This is a genomic window from Algibacter sp. Ld11, from assembly GCF_045066735.1.
Taxonomy (GTDB): Bacteria; Bacteroidota; Bacteroidia; order Flavobacteriales; family Flavobacteriaceae; genus Algibacter.
The window spans coordinates 58970-78609 of record NZ_JBISHH010000009.1 but is presented as its reverse complement, the minus strand read 5'-3'; the positions used below and the strand labels follow the sequence as shown (position 1 = coordinate 78609).

12 protein-coding genes are annotated in these 19640 nt (G+C 33.3%); 7 read left to right on the top strand and 5 right to left on the bottom strand.

What is annotated here, in order from left to right; genetic code table 11:
- Nucleotides 1–260 precede the first annotated feature (260 nt).
- From ACJJV4_RS04910 to ACJJV4_RS04880, 7 genes are read left to right on the top strand one after another with little or no spacing between them, the layout of a single operon-like run.
- Nucleotides 261–2564 carry a fasciclin domain-containing protein gene (locus ACJJV4_RS04910; RefSeq protein WP_405292352.1) on the top strand — a complete coding sequence of 768 codons (2304 nt, stop codon included), beginning with the start codon at nt 261–263 and terminating at the stop codon, nt 2562–2564.
- A 21-nt stretch (nt 2565–2585) separates the two neighbouring features.
- Entirely contained in the window at nt 2586–5840 is a 3255-nt protein-coding gene (locus ACJJV4_RS04905) for a SusC/RagA family TonB-linked outer membrane protein (RefSeq protein ID WP_405292351.1), read from the top strand.
- 23 nt (nt 5841–5863) lie between these two features.
- A complete protein-coding gene (locus ACJJV4_RS04900) occupies nt 5864–7318 on the top strand; it encodes a RagB/SusD family nutrient uptake outer membrane protein (RefSeq protein ID WP_405292350.1) in 1455 nt (484 codons plus the stop codon).
- 10 nt (nt 7319–7328) lie between these two features.
- Nucleotides 7329–8981: a fasciclin domain-containing protein gene (locus tag ACJJV4_RS04895; protein WP_405292349.1), complete on the top strand. Its 1653-nt coding sequence runs from the start codon at nt 7329–7331 to the stop codon at nt 8979–8981.
- Nucleotides 8982–9007: 26 nt separating this feature from the next.
- Nucleotides 9008–10531: a fasciclin domain-containing protein gene (locus ACJJV4_RS04890; RefSeq protein ID WP_405292348.1), complete on the top strand. Its 1524-nt coding sequence runs from the start codon at nt 9008–9010 to the stop codon at nt 10529–10531.
- A 37-nt stretch (nt 10532–10568) separates the two neighbouring features.
- A complete protein-coding gene (locus ACJJV4_RS04885; protein WP_405292347.1) occupies nt 10569–13685 on the top strand; it encodes a SusC/RagA family TonB-linked outer membrane protein in 3117 nt (1038 codons plus the stop codon).
- A gap of 39 nt (nt 13686–13724) precedes the next feature.
- Nucleotides 13725–15335, top strand: coding sequence for a RagB/SusD family nutrient uptake outer membrane protein (locus ACJJV4_RS04880; protein WP_405292346.1), 1611 nt, complete (start codon nt 13725–13727; stop codon nt 15333–15335).
- A gap of 222 nt (nt 15336–15557) precedes the next feature.
- Here ACJJV4_RS04880 and groL read toward each other — a convergent pair whose 3' ends face one another.
- The 5 genes from groL to ACJJV4_RS04855 form a co-directional block, all read right to left on the bottom strand.
- A complete protein-coding gene (gene groL / locus ACJJV4_RS04875) occupies nt 15558–17189 on the bottom strand; it encodes a chaperonin GroEL (protein ID WP_405292345.1) in 1632 nt (543 codons plus the stop codon).
- A 105-nt stretch (nt 17190–17294) separates the two neighbouring features.
- The gene (groES, locus tag ACJJV4_RS04870) at nt 17295–17570 is read right to left on the bottom strand and encodes a co-chaperone GroES (RefSeq protein ID WP_042498021.1); all 276 of its coding nucleotides are present in this window, start codon (nt 17568–17570) and stop codon (nt 17295–17297) included.
- A gap of 150 nt (nt 17571–17720) precedes the next feature.
- Nucleotides 17721–18071: a preprotein translocase subunit SecG gene (gene secG, locus ACJJV4_RS04865; RefSeq protein ID WP_405292344.1), complete on the bottom strand. Its 351-nt coding sequence runs from the start codon at nt 18069–18071 to the stop codon at nt 17721–17723.
- Complete coding sequence (locus tag ACJJV4_RS04860; protein ID WP_405292343.1) at nt 18071–19018, bottom strand: hypothetical protein; 948 nt, start codon at nt 19016–19018, stop codon at nt 18071–18073. Before ACJJV4_RS04860 ends, secG begins: the two co-directional genes overlap by 1 nt.
- Nucleotides 19019–19084: 66 nt before the next feature.
- Entirely contained in the window at nt 19085–19591 is a 507-nt protein-coding gene (locus ACJJV4_RS04855) for an LptE family protein (RefSeq protein ID WP_405292342.1), read from the bottom strand.
- Nucleotides 19592–19640: the final 49 nt, after the last annotated feature.

The following is a 19640-nucleotide window of genomic DNA, read 5'->3' as shown; positions in this document are numbered from 1 at the left end:
ACCACGTGTTTATTGGGCTAAAACCATGTAAATAAGCAATAATTTATCTCTAAGTAACTATAATTTATATACTTGAAGAGCATTCTTTTATAAGTTTGTATTAACAAATGGTTAACATTAATTAACACAATTTAGCATTTGAGTTTAAATCACTTTTAGCTCTAGAAATTGATTCGAAAACTAATTATACACATAAACCGAAACTAATTAAATAACTAAACAATAATTCTAAATTAACTACAATTAATATGGTACAAAAAATGAAGCATAGAAATGGTATAATTATATTATTTATAATTATGGCCACTTTTGGGTGTAAGCCCGACCCGCTTGAGTACGCGCGTCCCGACAATTTGGCTGGTACAATTTACCAACAATTAGAGTCCATGGGAAATTTTACTTATTACTTACAAGCATTAGATCAAACGGCTTATAAAGAACCATTGATAAAAGGTGGCTCTTGGACAGTTTTTGCTCCAACAGATGAGGCGTTCGAAGCTTATATGGCCGCTGAGGGAATATCTAATATAGAATCCATTTCACCACAGAGAATATTGGATATCGTAGAATATTCAATCGTTATTGATGGTTGGAATACTACAACGTTAACTTACTTTCCAAACCGATTTTATTTAGGTCAAAGTTTTAGACGTAGAACGCAATATCAAAGGCCTAATAGAATATATAATACAGATACTTTACAACATATATTAGATTGGGATCAATTAGAGCCTGGTCAATATGTTGTTGAAGAAAATAATGGTAGGTTAAAAACAACCAACTATTTTATTCAATCTTATTTAGACAATTGGGATATTCAACATTCTGATTACGAGTTTATGTTTCCAGATGAAACTTTTAATGATGGAGAAATGAAAGTGTTTGGTGCTAATGTTACAGAACAAAATATTGTAGCAGAAAATGGGATAATCTATGCTTTAGATAAAGTATTTGAGCCTAAAAGAAGCATGTACGAAAATCTTTCTTCTTCGGAATATGGCGATAAATATTCTGGTTTTAAAAGAATATTGGAACGTTTTGCTTATTTAAGATATAATAGAGACGAGCTAAATGAAGAAACAGGGGAAACAGAGCAAATTTACAGATTTGTGTTTTCAACAGGAATAGAAAATGATTACTTGCCATTTAATGTCGCAGATGAGAATTATGCAACCAATATCGATGGAACTTTAGCACAAGCTTGGGGTTTATTAGTACCAACCAATGAAGCTTTAGAAAGTTATTTAACTAGTAATAGCATTTTAGGAGAGTTTTATAGCTCTTATGATGATATGCCTTTAGATGTTTTAGGGAAATTTATATCGCCTTTTTTCTTTAATAACTATTGGGATATATGTCCAAGTTATTTTGGTCAAAGTTATGATACAAGCTTAGGTTTAGTAGATTATAAAGCGGAAGATGTTGTCGACAAAAAGTTTTGTAGCAATGGTTTCTTTGTAGGCGTAAATACAGTGTACACAAATAATAGTTTTGGAACTATAATGGGGCCTTTGTTATTAGATCCTAATTACTCTATCATGCTTCAGGCAGTTCAAGATCTTAGAATTGATACGGCTTTACAAAGTAATGCAGTCCGTTTTTCTATTTTAGGTGTAAGAAACGATCAGTTTGTAGATATTGCAGATCCAAACAGTGCAACTCGAAGAATTACAGTGCGTACAGATCTTGATTCTTACGATCCTACTGATGTATCTGTAATTTATATGGATGTTGAAGGCGATCCAGACGGTAATAACAACCGTACATATCCAGATCCTGATGCAACCTCTCCAAGTGCGGCAGATATAGCTTATGTTAGAAAAACAATAGCCGATATTGTTCTTAATCAAATCATTGATGAGGATATAGATTTTAATGCTAATAATTATTTTCAAGCAAGAAGTGGTGAGTTTATCTATGCATCTGCAGGTAACTTAGCACAAGGTGGCGGAGATATTCAGGATATGGAAGCTGCTCAGGTTGAGAATATCCAAGTTACAGATAATGGAAACTTTTATGAAATGAGTGCCATTATGGATATGCCGTTAAATTTCACTTACGGTACTTTAGTAGAGAACTCTGCGAGCTTTTCATCTTTTATAGAGGTTTTAGAAAGTGCAGATGCATTAATTACCATTGTGGGTTCAGATGATAAGTTGATTAACTTCTTAAACTTGCAAAGAACGTTTACATTATTTGCGCCTAACAACAGTGCTGTTGCGCAGGCTATTAGCGATGGAGTTATTGTGGATCCGAGTATAGTAAATGGGTTGGATGATTTAGATAGAGCTATAGCAAAAAGAGATCTTTTAAACTTTGCTAAAAAGCACTTTATACAACAGTCGTTACCTACCGATGGTAAAATTACAGGAACTTTTCCTTCGATGTATTTCAGTAAGATTGTCGATTTTGCTCCAGTTTACGATCAGTTTTCTGTTGTAAATACAACAACCTCTGTTTCTATTACAAACGAAGAAACAGGAGATACTGTAACAACTGGTAGTATGACTAATATATTATCAAAGAGAATTATAATACACGAAACTAATAATTATATAAAATAATAAAACTAAAAGTTTTTAAATATGAAGGATAAATACAGGTCATATTCATATGTCTTAATAATAGTTTGTGTATTGTTTTCAGCGTTCAGTCTGTCTGCACAAACGCAAATAAGCGTATCAGGAACCGTAATCTCAGAGTCAGATGGTCAGCCATTAACCGGTGCAACCATCGCAGAGAAAGATAAAAACAACCGTATAATTAATGGTGTTGTCGCCGATTTTAATGGTAATTATTCTATTAAAATGCTAGATGCTAATAACGTTCTAACCTTTTCTTATATTGGTTTTATTACCAAAGAAATTACTGTTGGAGGTAGAACAACAATAGATATTGGATTAAAAGAAGATGTAGCAGAGTTAGATGCTATTATCGTAAGAGGAACAAAAAAAGTGTTTACTGGTGAGTTCGAAATGGATAAGCGAAGAATTGCTACAGCCATGGAAACTATCTCTACCAAAGAAATTAGTGAAACAGCATCATCAGGTATTGTAGATCAATTACAAGGTAGATTAAGTGGTGTAGATATTGTAGCTAATTCGGGAGATCCAGGTGCTGGTTTATCTATCCGTATTCGTGGTACATCATCATTAAATGCTTCTTCAGAACCATTAATTGTTATTAACGGTGTGCCTTTTGAAACACAAATTGATACTGGTTTTGATTTTTCTACAGCCGATGAAGATCAATATGCATCCATGATTGGGGTATCTCCAGATGATATTTCTGAAATTTCAGTTTTAAAAGATGCGGCAGCAACGGCGCAATATGGGTCGCGTGCGGCAAACGGAGTTTTACTTATTAAAACTAAACGTGGAGCAAAAGGTAAAGCAAGATTTTCTTATAGCTTTAAAGGGAGTACATCAAAACAACCCGAAGGAATTCCAATGTTAAATGGAGACCAATATTCTACGTTAATTAAAGATGAGTTGATTGCTACTAATACAAATTTAGCAGATAGCAATCCAATAGCATACAATCCCGATTACGAGTTGTTTAATTTGTATAACAAAAACATTAATTGGATAGATGAAATTACACAAAGAGGACACACTAATGAGCATTTCTTAAGTGTATCTGGTGGTGGAGAAAAATCTTCATACCGTGTTTCCGGAAGTTATAAAAATCAATTAGGTACAACGGTTGGTAGTGGTTTTAAATTATTCACAACACGTGCTATTTTAGATTACAATATTTCTGATAAAATTACTATTGCTTCCGAGCTTTCTTATAGTCACGGGTCTTTAGATCGTTCTTACGCAAAAGATAATAGTTTAGGTCAAGCTAACTTAAGATCTTTAGCTTTAATTAAAATGCCAAACCAATCTATTTATCAAGTGGATGGAGATGGTAATTTAACAGATGAATATTTTACCCCAGAAAATTCTTTTCAAGGTAATGGGGTTACTTATTACAATCCAGTAGCAATGGCTAGGTTGTCAAGAAATAATACTGAAAACAATAGAATAACGCCAGTTTTTAGATTTAGTTATAAACCTAACAAACATTTCGATTTTAGATCCATTATTTCATTTGATATTAATGTAGATAAAAAATCTCAATTTGTGCCAGAAGAAGCTATTGGAGCAGCATGGACAAACTCAGCAGCCAACAGGTCAACTTTTGATGATGGTGAGTTTTTTGTAATGCGTACAGATAATAAATTAATTTGGATGCCAGAATTAGGCGAGAAACATTCATTCTTATCGAGCTTCTCTTTTCAAACATTCGAAAAAACAAGTCAAGGTTATGTGTCTGTTGCTAGTAATAGTCCAACCAGTGATATACAAACACCTATTGCAAATATTAGAATTGAAGGGTCTGGAAATTCTTTAGAATCTACATTTGAGCAAAACACAACGCTCGCGGCCAACTTTGCTTTTAACTATCAGTACCTTGATCGCTATATTTTAAGTGGAGGTATTAGATCGGAAGGAAACTCTAAATTTGGTAGCAATTACCGAAATGGTACATTCCCAAGTGTTGCCGCAAAATGGATTCTGTCTTCAGAGCCTTTTATGGAAAGTGCAGATTTTGTAGACGAGATAGGTATTCGTGCTAGTTATGGTGTAAACGGTAACTCGCCAGGTACAAACTATGGTTCGTACAATACGTATACAACTTATAACTATACTTATTTAGATGAGCCTGCAGTAATACCAAGTAGTATGGAATTAACAGATTTACGTTGGGAAACTGTTATTCAGAAGAATTTAGGGGTTACTTATTCATTTTTTAATCGTAGAGTTAGTGGTGATTTGGAATTCTATCAAAAGGATACAAAAGATTTATTAACTAAAAATACGGCAATACCAACTACTTCTGGTTTTTCTAGAATACCTTATTTAAACTTAGGTGATATTAGTAACCAAGGTATTGAGTTTAGTGTAAGAACTAAAATAATTAATAACGAAGATTTTGGATTAGATTTTAATTTTAACGTAGCTCGTAATAGAAACGTAGTTAAGCGTATTACAGAGGCTCAGGTAGCAGAATCTGGGAACCCATTAACAACAGGACCCGGTGGATATTTAAAACGAATTCAAGAAGGCAACCCAATCGGTTCTTTTTATGGCTACCGTTATTTAGGTGTATTTAGTTCTCAAGAAGATTTAGTAGCACGCGATGGTAATGGAGATATTATTTACGATCTTAATGGAGAACCTAAAAATCTAGTTTTTAATAATAGTAAAGAGTTTCAGCCAGGTGAAGCGATGTATGAAGATGTTAACAAAGATGGAAATATAAACGAACTAGATGTGGTGTATTTAGGAAATGCAAACCCGTTATTATTTGGTGGATTTGGACCTAATATTCGTTATAAAAACTTTCAACTTAATGCGTTTTTCAACTTTAGATATGATCAGAAATTAATGAATATTGCCCGTATGAATACGGAAAGTATGGATGATTTTGATAATCAAAGTACAGCTGTATTAAGACGTTGGAGATTTGAAGGTGATGAAACAGATATACCAAGAGCTATCTTAAATAGTACTGTTAACACTTTAGGGTCTGATAGATTTATGGAAGATGCTTCATTCTTAAGAATGAAATACATAACACTTAGATATAATTTACCAAAGCCCTTTATTAATAAGTTGAATTTTACGAATGCTTCAGTTTATGTTACAGGAACCAATTTATTAACTTTTACTAAGTATTCGGGAGTGGACCCTGAAGGAGGAATTAGTAACGATTGGCAAGAGTTAGGTTATGATGCGGAACAAACTCCAAGGTCGCAACAAATAACGGTAGGAGTAAATCTATCATTTTAAATAGCATAAAAAGTTAAAATATTATGAAAAGAAACATAATCAAAATATTTATAATGGTTCCGATGATTTTTGCAACACTATCATCGTGTAGCGATTATCTAGATCTAGAACCAAAAGACAACTTAATTCAACAAGAATTTTGGAACAATAAAGAACAAGTAAGTTCTGCAGTAGCTGGGTGTTATGCCTCTATGAATCAATCTGGGTTTACCGATAGAGTGTTAAAGTGGGGAGAACTTAGAGCAGAAATGATGGTTTCTGGTAGTGGAGGTTTAGAAAATATAATGAGAAATTATATGATACCTTCAGATGGATTAACAAACTGGAGTAACTTCTATGCTACTATTAACTACTGTAATTTAGTTTTAGAGTTTGCCGATGGCGCTCAGGAACAAGATAAAACTTTTTCTGTAGAAGAATTAAATACATTTAAAGCGGAGGCAACTACTATTCGTTCTTTAGCATATTTAATTTTGGTTAAAAACTTTAAAGAAGTGCCGTTAGTGTTAACTGCAACATCAACCAATCAAATCGATTTTTATCCAGCAAAAAATACAGAAGAGGAAATTCTTACTCAAATTATTAATGATTTAACTTTAGCAGTAGAAGATTTAAATTTGGCGTATGCACAATCTGCAGCTCATGATAAAGGTAGAATGACAAAAGGAGCAGCACTTGCTATTCTTGCAGATGCTTATTTATGGAATGAGCAGTACACAGAATGTGTAGATACAGCTCAGGAATTAATAGATTTAGGTCGTTATAGTTTAGTTAACGGAGAAGAGTGGTTTAATAGTATCTTTTTTGAAGGAAACTCAGACGAAGGTATTTTCGAACTTCAGTTTAGCGATATTTCAGCAACACTAAGAAACTCATTTCAAGTAAGTAATCTTAACTATGTCGCTTACCAAGGGATTAACGAGTTGTACAGGGAGTTTCCAGATGACATTCGCTCGCACTTAGGAACGTATGATAGAGAAAATTTTGCTGTTTTTAAATATGCAGGTGTAGATGAAACTGGCGAATACCGCGGGAGTGATGAGTATTATAATAATTTTATATTCTATCGTTATGCTGATGTTTTACTAATGCAAGCTGAAGCTTATATTTTATCAGAAGATAGAAAGAATTTAGATATGGCTTACCAACTTATTAACGATGTACATATGCGTGCAGTTTCTGCACCTTTAGATGTTTCTCGAGATGAGTCTAGTTTATTAAATGCTCTATTATTAGAACGTCAAAAAGAATTTGCATTCGAAGGCAAGCGTTGGTACGATTTACTGCGTTTTGCACGTCGTGATAACTTTGCCAATCAAGAACTTATTTTAAGTCTAGTTGATTTTAAAGCTGGTGCAGATGATTATGAGCAGATTTTGAGTTATTACTCAGATCCTGATTCTTACTTTTTACCAATTTATCAAAATGAAATTAATTTGAATGATAATTTAGTGCAGAATCCATTTTACGAAAACTAAAACTAAACTTATGAAAACTAAAAAAATAATTAATTGGCTTGGAGGGCTTTGCATGTTTATGCTAATATTAAATAGCTGTAATGATCCTCTCGATGGAACCACCTTTTTTACCACAGATGGTGAAACTACTGACATGACAATTTCAGAGGTGTTAGAAGCTAACCCAGACAAATTTTCTATGTATGTTGAAATTCTTCAAAAAACAGAGTTTTACACCGCATTAAGAAGTTACGGAAGCTATACCTGTTTAGCACCTACCAATACAGCTATAAAGGCATTCTTAGAAGAGCGGTTTAATGTAAGCACTGTTGCGGAGTTAACTTCGGAAGAGCAAATAGAATTTTTAAAAATACTAGTAAAGTTCCATACGTTACCAACGAGTAGAACTACAAGTAGCTTTATAGAAGGACGATTGGCCGATACAACTTATACCGGAGATTATCTTACAACCTCGTACTTATTAGGTGGAGGTATTGCTAATGTCCAAATTAATAAAGAAGTTGGTTTAGATCAATACGATATTCGTACAAATAATGGAACTATACATGCGCTTACAGGAGTTTTAAATCCTTTTGTAGATCCAGTAACTGTTGTTATGGAAAAAGCAGGTAAGCATACTATTTTTATTGAAGCTTTAAGGCAAACAGGATATTATGATATGTTTTCTCAATACTTTAGTGAAACAGGTTCTAAAAATAACTTTACAATTTTAGCAGAATCAGATGCAGTTTATGCTGAATTTGGTATTAATTCTTTTCAAGATTTGGCAGATTATATTTCTCCAGGAGATGCTGATTATACCGACGAATTAAATGAATTAAACAGGTTTATGGGGTATCATGCAACAGAGAGTTTCTTGTATTCCGCAGATTTTCCTGAAAATTCTTTTATCAGTACAATTTTACCTAAAAATGCTATAAAATCTTTTAAAACAGATACGGAACTTAGAATAAACGAAACAGAAACAGGCGTAGATGATACATGGACGTCTTTAATTTCTGAAGACAGTAATTTCCCTGCAAAAAATGGTGTATACCATACAGTAGATAAATTATTAACCATATTTATTCCTAAAGCAAAACATGTAATCTTTGATTTTGGAACAGGTTTGCCAGAAGTACAAGCAGGTAAAATTGGTTTTAATTCTTGGTTTGATTCTACAGAATTCGAATCGGTTCGAGTTTTTCCAGCAACACGAATTAGAATACTTAGGCAAAGTAGAAATGCTGCTTATGATGCAGGAACTGTCTTGAATTTAGGTTCTGTTACATGGATTGAGTTTGATACACCTGTACTTCCTAAAGGAAAATATGAACTTAGAGTATGTGGTAACCAAGGAAATAATGGTAGACCAATATTTCAAACGTATTGGGATGGACAGCCAATAGGATCGCAATGGGATATGAGATCTAACCCAAGTGAACTAGGTATAGGATGGCCAGATGAAGATTCTCTTGAGTTAAGAGAGCGTGGTTATGTAAGAGGGCGTTCGGATATTTTTGATAATAGCGGTAATTCTGCTTATGATTTAGCAAACTGGGCAAGATTTATAGTAATTGATGATTTACTTATGCCAGAACAACAAAGCCACGTTTTACGTTTTGAAACAATACGATCAGGAGGTATTCCTATTGATTATATTGAGTTTGTACCAGTTGATTAATAAAAATAAATAATAAAGAACTTATAATGAATAAAAAACATAATTTCATAATTAATCTAGGTCGAATATGTGCCGTTCTTGTTATCCTTGTAACATTTAGCTGTAAGGAAGATGCATTGGACGATCATTATGGACAAGAAGATCAAAGGTTGGAATCTACCATTTTAGAGACCTTAGCAACCGATGCTAACTATTCAACCTTTTTAGAATTGGTGAAACAAACAGGCTTTGAAGAGCTACTAAGCTCATCGCAAGCTTTTACAATTTGGGCGCCAAGCAACGAAGCTTTAACGTTAGTATCTGCCGATGTTTTAAACGATCCAGATGCATTAACGCAATTAATAGGTAACCATATTTCTAGGTTCTCTTACGGTTCAACAATAAATGAAACCCCTGTATTTGTAAAAATGCTTAACGATAAGTATATCGAGTTTTCTAATGTAAATGGTCAAATAACTTTTGGAGATGTTGATTTGTTAGAGGCAGATTTGCTAACATCAAATGGTATACTTCATAAGGTATCAAGCGTATTAAGCGTAAAACCAAACATTTGGGGGTTCCTTAATGACAATGTAGAAGAGTTTCCGGTTTTAATGGAATACTTCTCTCAGTATAACGAAATTCTTTTCGACGAAGCAAGAAGTGTTAAAACAGGGACTAATACTTTAGGTCAAACGGTTTACGATTCTATTTTTAGCGCATCAAATACACAGTTTAAAACAATAGGAGATTTAAGTTCTGAAGAAGATCGTTTTACGTTTATTGGTTTAGGCGATGAAGCTTACACAGGAATTTACGATCGTTTTAAGGAGTATTATAAATTCCCAATTGAAGATTCGGTAAAGAGTAATACAGATAGAACAATATTTAGCAATTTAACATTTCCAGCATTTGAACAAGAAGATTTAGACGGGTCGTTACTTTTAAATACTGTTGGTAATTTTGTAACGCTAGATGCTGGTTCTATAATGGATAATGAAGCATTAAGTAATGGCAATGTGCTTTTAGTAAGTGATTTAGATTACACACCAGAAAATGTTATGTATAAACCTATAGGATATGAGGTTGAAGATAATAAAAGAAGAACTATTGGTGATTTATCAGACTTTACAGTAGTTCAAAATTTTGATAGAACCGCTTCAGGTTCATTTACAAATACGGTAAGTTTATTAGCAAACCCAGATGCGAGCAATAGTAATAACTATTTTGAAGTAGCATTTAGCAATGTGTTATCTGCAAGTTATAATATTAAGTTAAGATTCACTCCTGTAGGAGCATCTCAAGAAACAAAGTTGAGGTTTGAATTTAGTTATACAGATGCTGATAAAAACGTAATAGTAAACGAAATTGGCCCATTAATAGTAAGTAATCTTGAAGATGGTGTTATTACCATTGGCGATACTTATGATATTCCTGTATTTATTAATGAGGAGGTTGATAATGAATACTTTGTAAAACTTAAAATTATTGTAGATGTTAGTGAGCCAGAACTTCTACTGTACGATCGTAAGTTTGGTCTTGATTTTATAGAATTAACGCCAGTAGAGTAAGTATTTTAACTAAAAAACAAACATGAATTATCTGATTATGATGAAAATAAAAAATACATATTCCCTGCTTTTCATTCTATTTTTCGGAATTACTTTTGCATCGCAAGGACAAGAAAAATCGAATAAAATAGTTACGGGAACGGTACTTAACGCTACTAATAAAGAGCCTTTGGCCGGCGTTAATGTTCGAGCGGGTAAGTTTTCTTCTGTTTTAACAGACGAAAAAGGTACGTTCTCGATAAAAGTTCCAGACGGTAGAGCTACACTTACGTTAAGTAGCCAAGAATTTCAAAATAAAGAGTTTGCCTTAAAAGGAAGGTCTAAAGTTGAAATTAAAATTAATAAGAAGGATTTCAATACGTATTATAGAGACATAAATACACCACTTAGAGCTAAAAGCAATTCATCTGTAGTGGGCGCTGTTTCTGTAAGAGAAGGTAATATTGCTACGGCACGTGAGTCTGCTGCAAATATGATTACCGGCAATGAGGTAAGCGGTATGCGCAGTATAATGCGTTCCGGAATTCCGGGTATTGGTTCTAATAACTTTATTAGAGGGTACAATACTTTAAACAGTTCTACACAGCCTTTAATAGTTGTAGATGGTATGATGATTGAAACTAATACATTTAATAATAATTCTATTATTAGAGGGTATAGTTACGATCCGTTATCGGATATAAACCCAAAGGATATTGCAAATATTACAGTAATTAAAGATGCGGCTTCAATCTACGGATCTAGAGCTGCAAATGGTGTAATACTTATTGAAACTAATAAAACGGATGATGTTACAACTAAAATAGATTTCTATGCGCAAGCAGGTTTAAATATTTCTCCAGATAATATTAGAATGATGAATGCAGATCAATACAAAACGTATTTATCTAACCAATTAAATAGTTCAGGGCTTTATACTAATAGCGAAATAAGTAATTTGCCTTATTTTAATGAGAGTACGTCGTTTCAAGATTATGAAAAGTATCATAATTCTACCGATTGGCAAAAACAAGTATTCGATGATAACTATGTTAATGAGTACTATTTAAAAGTAACCGGTGGTGATGAGATTGCTAAATATGGTTTATCTGTTGGTTATTCTACTAACGGTGGTGTAATTTCTAATTCAGATTTCGAGCGTTTTACAACACGTTTTAATGCTGATACAAACATTACAGATAAATTATCTTTATCAACAAACTTAAGTGTAAGTTATACAGATAGAAGTTTGTATGACGATGGTTTGTTAAGCACATCTCCAATATTTTCTGCTCTTAATAAATCTCCGTTTTTGGCACCTTATACAGAGAATGCAGATGGTGTAGTAACCGATGTTTATCAAGATGTTGATGATATTGGTGGCTTTAGTAACCCTGTAGTTATTACCGATGTTGCAACCTTTGTAGCTAAAGATTATAACCTTTACGGACAATTAAACTTCGGTTATAAAATTTCGGATAAATTAACATTGAGTTCTTTATCGGGTGTTAATTATATTAAAAACAGACAAAATGTATTCTTACCAGATTTAGGATTGTCTGAAGAAACCAACGATTTCGGTGATGCTTTTTACCGCACATCAAAAGTAAGTGTAGAGAGTTTATTTTCTGTTTATAATGATACACGATTAAACTATAAATTAAACGTTGATAATATTCACGATTTCTCAATAAACTTAGGAGTGCGTTACAACCAAAATGATTATGAGAATTCATACTCTATTAGTGGTAACTCTGGAGACGATCAATTTACATCACTTAATAATGGTAATAGAGATACGTTTGTTACTTCTGGTAATATAGGTAACTGGAAATACGCATCACTTTATGCTAATGCAGATTATTCATTTTTAAATAAATACTTTGTTAGTTATAATTTAGCTTTAGATAGTTCATCTCGTTTTGGAGATGCTAAATCTACCGGTATTTTCCCTGGTCTAGGAGTGGGGTGGTTAATTTCTTCAGAAAACTTTATGGCTAACAACAATCTTATCGATAAATTAAAACTTAGAGCAAGTTATGGTTTAACAGGTAACGATGGTATTGGAAACTACAATGCAGAATCTTATTTTGTTTCTACTAGATTTTTAGAAGGAACAGGACTTATTAATGGTAACATTGCTAAAAGTTCTATCCGTTGGGAAGAAACAACTAAAGCTAACATAGGTTTAGATTTAGGATTGTTAAACGAACGCGTATCTGTAAACTTAGATTATTTTAACAATGTTACAGATGGTTTATTAAACCAAACAAGTATTAGCCCTGTTTTTGGTAGTGAAGGATTCTTATCTAATGATGGAAAACTTAAAAATAGAGGTTTCGAATTAGGGATTAATGCACGTGTTATTAATACAGATAACTTTACGTGGGATGTTGGAGGAAATATTTCTCAATACAAAAACAAGATTATCTCATTACCTGGAGATCAACAGATATATGAAATAGCTGGTGTAAACGCGACAATAATTAATAAAGAAGGCAGTGCGCTAGGTTTATTTTACGGGTACAAAACAGATGGTATTTATAATAATGCTACAGAAGCTTCAGCCGAAGGTTTAAATTGGGTAGATTTTGCAGGATTCGAGCAACCATTTGTAGCAGGTGATGTTCGTTTTGTGAATAGTGATACTTCAGATAATGTGATTAATGAAGACGATCGTGTAGTAATTGGTAATCCTAATCCAGATTTTACAGGTATGGTTTACAATACATTTACATATAAAAATGTATCCTTATCGGCTATCTTTTCATTCAGTCAAGGAAACGATGTTTACAATGCACAACGCTGGCAAACAGAATCTATGTCTGGTTTAGCTAACCAAAGTGAAGCGGTAGCAAACCGTTGGACGGTTGCAAATCAAAACACCAATATACCTCGTGCAGTTTATGGAGATGCTGTTGGTAATTCAAGGTTTTCAGACCGTTGGATAGAAGATGGATCTTACATTCGTTTAAAAACCTTATCATTATCTTATAGTCCAAACTTTTTTAATGCAACAGTTTTTCTAACGGCAAATAACTTATTTACAATTACAGATTATTTAGGGTTTGATCCAGAAGTAAGCTCGTCTCAAACAAGTTATTTACAAGGTATCGATGCCGGTTTAACACCTCAATACACTTCAGTTTTAGTTGGAGTTAGAGTAGGACTATAATTTTTGTATAATAGATTCAAAATAAAAAAATAGATATAAATGAAACAATATAGAAATATTACGTTCAGCATACTTTTCGGATTAACGCTCTTAACCTCTTGCGAGAGTTTGTTAGAAGTAGAACCTGAAGAAGTATTGCTTGCCGAGGATTACCTTGGCGACGATCAAATAGATGCTAGATCGGCATTGTTTGGAGTACTTTCTCAATTACAAGACGTTGTAGGGCAATATGTAGTGCTAGGTGAGTTGCGTGCAGATTTAGTAAATGTCAATGCAAACTCTATTGATGAGCTTCAAGAAGTTAACAACCACAACATAAGTGAAGATAATAGTTATGCAGATTTAACGACTATGTTTTCTATTATCAATAACTGTAATTTTGCTTTAGAAGGTATTGATACCGATGCTTACGAAAATCAATTATTAGATGATTACGCTTCTATTTTAAGAATTAGAACATGGGCGCAAATGCAAATTCTAATTAATTACGGAAAGTTACCATACATTACTAAACCAATTAGAACGAGTGATGAACTGGACGATACTTACCCTTTATTATCAGTAGATCAAGCTTTAGATCAATTAATTTCTAATCTAGCTGAGGTTGAAGGTGTAGAGAATGTAACAAAATATGCAGGCTCTTTAGGGTTTTCAATTTTTGATATGATTCCTGATCAAGATATTCTTTTGGGAGACTTACATTTATGGAAAGGAAACAATGCACTAGCAGCAACGAGATATAAAGCATTTTTTGATAAAGAGGCTTTACAAGGTGTTTTATATTTATCTGGATCTAATTCGGTAACGGTTACAGAGTCAGGAGGAGTTTATAGCACAGTAAGCCGTTGGTTAAATATATTCGGAGAAACCGTTAGAACCAGTGAGGTTATCAATTATGTTGGTTTTAGTGAACAATATAGACAGCCTAACAATAGCTTTACAGTGGTCACAGATCAATTATCAGCTTCATTATCAATTATATATAACTGGGCGGATCAATCTGTAGGGTTTGAAGGTGAGCCAAAGATTGAAGGAGTAGATACACGAGTTAGCAGCTCAGTTGATGCTTTTAGTGATTTACTTCCAATTAAAAAATATCAATACGATTATTTTACATGGAATAGAGCAGCTAAAGTATATTTAAGATATGCAGAGGCTATTAATTACGCAGGACATCCAGAACAGGCATTAGCTATTTTAAATGGTATTTTTAATAATCCTGATGTAGACCCTGTTGATGCTCCTATTTTTGACAACGCGGAAGCTTATTTAAACTTTGATATAAACACTTATTATGCTACTAATTCTAGTGATGAGCCAACTTCTGGATACTTAGGGGTTCGTGGTCGTGTAGGTATGGCTCCGGTAGGTTTAGATATCGATGTAACAAGTAGCGATGCTATCGAGCAAGTAGGTGCCTTAATTCTTAATGAGGCTGCCTTAGAGTTGGCTTTTGAAGGAAACAGATGGGAAGATTTAGTTCGTTTTTCAATTAGAAGTAACGATCCAACAATATTAGCGGATGCTGTTGCAAATAAGTTTGTAACTGCAGGAGAAAGTGGAGCAGCAGCAACTGTTGGTCAAAAATTATTAAATCCAGAAAACTGGTATTTACCATTAACCATTCCTGATAATTTCGAGTCGAAATAGTTAATGTAAGATTATAGTATTAGTTTAATATTATTGTTATTTTTAAAAGGAAAAAACTCCAAGCGTTAGGCTTGGAGTTTTTGTTTAACACCCTTTTATTTAAGATAAAGAATAACTAAAATTTCAATTCTAGTCCGAAGTAAAAGTGAAATTTGAAGTATAAAAAAACGCTTCTTCCTTTAGTTTTGGAAGAAGCGTTTTTAATATAGTTTAGTATGGTAATTACATCATGCCTGGCATACCGCCGCCGCCCATTGGAGGCATTGCAGCTGCATCTTCTTTAATATCTATTAAAGCACATTCTGTAGTTAAAATCATTCCAGAAACAGATGCTGCATTTTCTAAAGCCACACGTGTTACTTTTTTAGGATCGATAATACCTGCTTTAAGCATATCAACATATTGATCTGTTTTAGCATCGAAACCAAAATCTTTTTTACCTTCTAAAACTTTAGAGATAACAACACTACCTTCACCGCCTGCATTTTCAACAATAGTACGTAAAGGCGCTTCAATAGCACGAGCTACAATTTGCACACCAGTTGTTTCATCTAAGTTTTCTGTTGTAAGTTTCTCTAAAACAGATTTAGCTCTTACTAATGCAACACCTCCACCAGCAACAATACCTTCTTCTACGGCTGCTCTAGTTGCGTGTAATGCATCATCAACACGGTCTTTTTTCTCTTTCATTTCAACTTCACTTGCAGCTCCAACATAAAGAACAGCTACACCACCAGCTAATTTAGCTAAACGTTCTTGTAGTTTCTCTTTATCGTAATCTGAAGTTGTAGTTTCAATTTGAGATTTAATTTGATTTACTCTATTTTTAATAGATTCAGCATCACCAGAACCATTTACAATAGTTGTGTTGTCTTTATCAATAGTTACTGTTTCAGCAGTACCAAGCATTGTTAAATCTGCATTCTCTAAAGTAAAACCTCTTTCTTCAGAAATAACAGTTCCACCAGTTAAGATAGCGATATCTTCTAGCATAGCTTTACGACGGTCACCAAAACCAGGAGCTTTAACAGCTGCTATTTTTAATCCACCACGTAATTTATTTACAACTAAAGTAGCTAACGCTTGTCCGTCAACATCTTCTGCAATAATTAATAATGGACGACCAGATTGAGCAACAGGCTCTAAAATTGGAAGAATTTCGTTTAAGTTAGAAATCTTTTTATCGAACAATAAAATATACGGATTTTCTAAATCAGCAATCATTTTATCAGCATCGGTAACAAAATAAGGAGAAAGGTAACCTCTATCAAACTGCATACCTTCAACAACGTCAACATAAGTTTCCATCCCTTTAGCTTCTTCAACAGTAATAACACCTTCTTTACCAACTTTACCAAAAGCTGTAGCGATTAATTCGCCAATAGTGTCATCGTTATTTGCAGAAATAGCGGCAACTTGTTTTATCATTTCTGATGAGTTACCTACTTTTTTAGCTTGCTTTTCAAGATCGGCAACAATAGCATCAACAGCTTTGTCAATACCACGTTTTAAATCCATTGGGTTAGCACCTGCAGCAACGTTTTTTAAGCCTTCTTTTACAATAGCTTGAGCCAATACAGTTGCAGTTGTAGTACCATCACCAGCTAAATCGTTGGTTTTAGAAGCTACTTCTTTAACCATTTGCGCACCCATATTTTCTAATGGGTTTTCTAATTCAATTTCTTTAGCTACAGATACACCATCTTTAGTTACTTGTGGTGCTCCAAAACTTTTACTAATAATTACGTTACGTCCTTTTGGGCCTAACGTTACTTTTACTGCGTTTGCTAATGCATCAACACCACGTTTTAATCCGTCGCGTGCTTCAATATCAAATTTTATATCTTTTGCCATAATATGTTTAATTTTTTTATTCTCACTAAGGAGAAAATCTATTTAATGAAAATCTAGTTTAAATTGATGAGGTTTCCGCTTTCGCGGAAAATAAAAAAAGAGTTATTAAATAATTGCAAGAATATCGCTCTCACGCATAATTAAATAATCTGTACCTTCTAATTTTAATTCTGTGCCAGCATATTTACCATATAAAACAGTGTCACCAACTTTTACAGTAATAGGTTCGTCTTTGGTACCTTTTCCAGCAGCAACAACAGTCCCTTTTTGTGGTTTTTCTTTAGCGTTATCTGGAATAATAATTCCTGATGCTGTTTTAGTTTCAGCGGCAGCAGGCTCAATAAGAACGCGGTCTGCTAATGGTTTAATGTTTAAGCTCATTTTTATATTATTTTTTAATTAATTAAATTATGATTAACGCTTTAGTAGTACGCGAAAAATATGCCAAGAGCAGTAGACTGACAAACTTGCAGAAATAAAAAATGCCAACTTATACAGTTGGCATTTTTTATTTAATATGTTTTGAGAATCTTAGTTCACGCTATCTTTTATTGTAGCAGCATCGGTTGCTGTATTAGCAGGAGTTGCTAAAGGTTGAGTGCTTGGTGCATCTGCATCTAAAGCTTTAGACTCTAAAGAAGAATCTCCTCTGTTAATTGCTATGTTTGATGCTAGTATTAATACTAGTAAAAATGTAGCTAAGTACCATGTGCTTTTGTCTAAAAAATCGGTTGTCTTTTTTACACCGCCTAATTGCTGTGTTCCACCACCTCCAAATGAAGAAGATAATCCACCACCCTTAGGGTTTTGAACCATAATTACTACAATTAGTAAAAATGCTACCACAACTATTAATGCTAAAAATATTGTAAACGTACTCATTATTTCTTGTTATTTTGTTCTTGTAATTGTTTTACTGCCTCAATTTGGTTTGCAAAGAAACCACTTTTTTCTGGATATTTCAAACTTAAAATTTTATAAGATTGAATGGCCTTAGAATAATTTTTTTGTTCTACATAAATACGCGCTAAAGTCTCTGTCATCAAGGCTTCCGGCTGTATCATTTGCGCTTTTGCTAAATTTCCTTTTAGAGCAAGGGGCTTTGTAGGGTTTATTTTTGGGTTTTTAATGATAAATTTATCTATTAAATCGAACTTTTTCTCTTTTTTTAGCGCTTTTTCGGTTTTCTTTTTTGCTGTTTTTTTTGAAACTTCTGGCTGACGCTCAATAGGTTTAAATTGAGTAAGTTTTAACCATTCGTTAAAGGAATGCGATTCTTTTTTATCAAAAGGAAGAGGTGCACCTAAACTTAAAATGGCTTCTGGTGTTCTTTTTTCGGGTTCAGTAATAACTTTCGTTGCGCTTTCGGTATTTTCAAGAGTGTTTAAAACAGGTACTATCTCTTTTTGTGGTCGTAATGTTTTAGGTTCAAATAAAGACGGATCTAAAACACCATTAGTATCTTGTATTTGCTGTTTTAAAGTATCATCGATAGTTACTTTTTTATAAACCGTGATATCTTCAACATCTATTTCTATATCATTAAGAGGTGAGATGTTTTTTTTGATGTATTTCGAAATTTCATTCTGAATAAAATGTTCCGAAGTAATAAAATCGAATAAAATACTACGGTCGGTGGTGTAAGCGGCAGTTGTTTTAAGTGCTCGATTATACTCTAAACTACTTTGATCTTTTAACCCTTTTAAGTGAATAGCACGCGCCGATTGAAAGTAGGGGTATTGATCTAAAATAGATTTTATAGCCTCGGTTTGTTCGTGCGTTATGGCATGAGGGTTTTGAAGTAGATATGTGAAATCGGTTCGATTCATTGGCTGAGCCAAATTTTTATAATTATTAATATAAAGCGTAAATTAGCATTATGGATAATTTACTTATTACCATTTTGCTAGTGTTGCATTAAAAATATCTTGAGTTAAACGCTCAAATATTTCTTCATGTGCTGTTGTTTTTGTTGTTCCAATAAGTTGTGCTGTTCCGTCGTAATCATAGAAAAAAGAAAAACTTTGTTCCAAATCATCATCTTCTTTTTTTCTATTAAAAAATCTCAACTTTACACTTATTGTTAATCTATTCTGAGCTGCAACATTTTCTGATGTTGCTGTTGTTGGCGAAACGCGGTACCCTGTTATTTCTCCTTCGTATACTAAATCGCCGTTAGAAGGTACAAGGCTTAGGTTAGTTTGGTTCTGAATTAAATCTTCTAAAGCTAATTTAAAATCCCGCTCCAATCCTGGTTCTACTAATAGCGCATTATTTTCAAAACGATTTACTTGGTAAGTTTTTATATCGGAAGAAATAGAGGTTCCCGTAAATGAGTAAATACCACAACTTGTTAGGGTTGCGATAGTTAATATTATAATTATATATTTTGCGTGCTTCATTTTTTTTGTTGAATACGTACCTGTTTTATAGAGACTTGTGTGTTATATA